Origin of the sequence: Streptomyces otsuchiensis, assembly GCF_004305975.1 — a bacterium.
Classification (GTDB): domain Bacteria; phylum Actinomycetota; class Actinomycetes; order Streptomycetales; family Streptomycetaceae; genus Streptomyces; species Streptomyces otsuchiensis.
On sequence record NZ_BHZI01000456.1, the window covers coordinates 1 to 2,469 of the forward strand.

The window sequence follows — 2,469 nt, forward strand, 5'->3', positions numbered from 1 at the left end:
CGGCGACGGCGCGCGCGTTCGCCACATGGCGCTGGCCTCGGGTGACGCCCAGGTTGATGACGACGGCCAGCACGGCGGGGGAAGCAGCGCCGCCGCCGGTCCGACCGGCCGCAGTTCGGCCAGCACCGCCGTCACGAAGCTCTCCTGTTCGGCGTCCGGGCAGCGGCCGGTGCGCAGCCGGGCCGCGCGCCGCAGCGCGGCCTCCAGGTGGGCGGAGACCACGGTCAGTTCCGGTTCGTAGACGGCCGCCTCACGGAAGGCGCCGAGCACGTCGGTGACGGAGTCGGTCGCCTCCAGTCCCTTGCCGCGGACATCGCCGAGGATCAGCCGGACCCCGTACGGGCTGGGCGCGGCGGCGTAGAAGTCGCCGCCGATCAACTCGCGGCTGTTGGCGGCGCGGTAGCGGGTGGCGAGCCGCAGGCCGTCCAGCGCGGGCGGGGGGTCGCGCACCACGGCGCGCTGCACCGCCTCGGCGACGGCGCGCGCGTTCGCCACATGGCGCTGGCCTCGGGTGACGACCAGGTTGATGACGACGGCCAGCACGGCGACCGTGACGACGGTCAGCACCTTGATCAGGCCCTCCAGCAGGGTGTCGCTGGAGGACAGCGTGACGACGGCCAGGGCCAGGCCGACCGCGGCGACCCCGTAGGCGATCGTGCCGCGCAGCCCGTACAGCGGCGCTGCCACCAGCGGGGCGGCGGCGAACAGCGGGGTGAAGGTGATCCCGGGCGGCGAGGCCGGGTTGAGCAGCACCGCGACCAGGAGCAGCAGCGGGGGCAGCAGGAACGTCGACTTCCTGCCCCATGCGCGCTCCACCTCGGTGCCGGCCACCCTCCCACAGTGGCCCCGGCGCGGTCGCCGGGCCACTCGGGCGGCGGAGGTCCCGCCGGAGGCCCGCCGCAAGCCCGCCGGCGGGGCGGCGGCCGCGCGGCGCGGGTTCACCGGCCGGTTACCGGGGGCGATGCCACGTGGCCACGGTGAACGGCGCGGCGGGAGGGGCGCGGGAGGGCGCCGGGAGGCTGCCAAGAGCCCACCGCGAGGCCGCCGGTAGGGCCGTGACCGGGATGTTCACGCGTTCTGCGGGGGTGTGCCGGTCGGTGAAGTCGTGGGTTCAGCGGTACCTCACCCACCGTTCACCTTCTGCCCCTCGTCTGGTCGCCGCACCCTCCTACGTTCGACCCGACGCAGTCACATCAGATCACTGCCGGCCGCACGGGTCGGCGTTCGATAGGAGCATGGCCATGCGCAACTGGCGCGCCAAGACCGCCGCGATCGCCGCGGTGTCCGCTCTCGCTCTCGTCTCGGCCTGCGGCAGCGACAGCGGCGACAGCGATGGCAACGGCAGCAACGGGAACAGCGGCAGCGGCGACACCGCCGGGGACGGCGGATCGCTGGAGGGCACCATCACCGGTGCCGGCGCCTCCTTCCCCGACCCGCTCTTCCAGGAGTGGATCGCGGAGTACACGCAGAACGTCGAGCCCGGTGTCACCATCAACTACCAGAGCGTCGGCTCCGGTGCCGGTGTCGAGCAGTTCATCGGCCAGAGCGTGCAGTTCGGCTCCTCCGAGGAGTACCTGGACGAAGAGGCACTGGCCGAGGCAGAGGGCGCGCGCGACTGCGCGGCCGTGCAGTTCCCGGTCGTCTTCGGCGCCGTGGTGATCGCGTTCAACGACGAGGCCCTGGACGGCCTGGTCCTGGACGCCGAGACCATCGCCAAGATCTACGACCGCGAGATCACCAACTACAACGACCCCGCGATCGCCGACCTCAACCCGGACCTGGACCTGCCGGACCAGGAGATCCTGCCGGTGCACCGCTCGGACAGCTCCGGAACCACCTTCGTCTTCTCCAACTACCTCGACGAGGAGGTCCCGTCCTGGTCGAGCAGCTACGGCGCCTCCAAGGAGCTGGAGTGGGCGGACGGCACCCTCGGCGGTGACGGCAACCAGGGCGTCGCCCAGGGCATCGCCCAGAACCCGGGCGCCCTCGGCTACGTCAACCAGTCCTACGCGCTGGAGGCCGGCCTGTCCGTCGCCCACGTGGTGAACGCCGACGGCGAGGCCATCGCGCCGACGCTGGAGGCCACCTCCGCCGCCTCCGAGGAGGCCGAGGTCCCGGACGACTTCCAGTTCACCATCGACGGCATCGGCGGCCAGGGCTACCCGATCGCCGGCACCAACTGGATCTTCACCTACACCTGCGGCTACGACGAGGCCACCACCGAGATCCTGAAGTCGTTCTGGACCTGGGCGCTGGAGTCGGAGCGCGCCGACGAGCTCGCCAACGAGCTGGGCTACGCGCCGCTGGGCGAGGAGCTGACCGGCCGCGTCCTGGCCGAGGTCGAGAAGACCAACAGCGAGGGCTGACGCGCCGCCACCGGGTCGGCCGGTCCGCGCCACCACGCGGTGCGGACCGGCCGACCCGGGCGGAGCGACCGCCCCGAGCCCACCGCCCCGAGCCCCTCGGCAC

At 72.9% G+C, this 2,469-nt stretch carries 2 protein-coding genes; one reads left to right on the forward strand and one right to left on the reverse strand.

The window, feature by feature from the left end:
- Nucleotides 1-831, reverse strand: an 831-nt coding sequence (locus tag E0D90_RS25010) for a PP2C family protein-serine/threonine phosphatase (RefSeq protein WP_170215049.1), incomplete at its 3' end; no start/stop codon positions are given.
- 410 nt (nucleotides 832-1,241) lie between these two features.
- On the opposite strand from E0D90_RS25010, the gene pstS reads away from it, so the two are divergent.
- On the forward strand, nucleotides 1,242-2,366 hold the full coding sequence (pstS, locus tag E0D90_RS25015; protein WP_130800200.1) for a phosphate ABC transporter substrate-binding protein PstS: 1,125 nt from the start codon (nucleotides 1,242-1,244) through the stop codon (nucleotides 2,364-2,366).
- Nucleotides 2,367-2,469 lie beyond the last annotated feature (103 nt).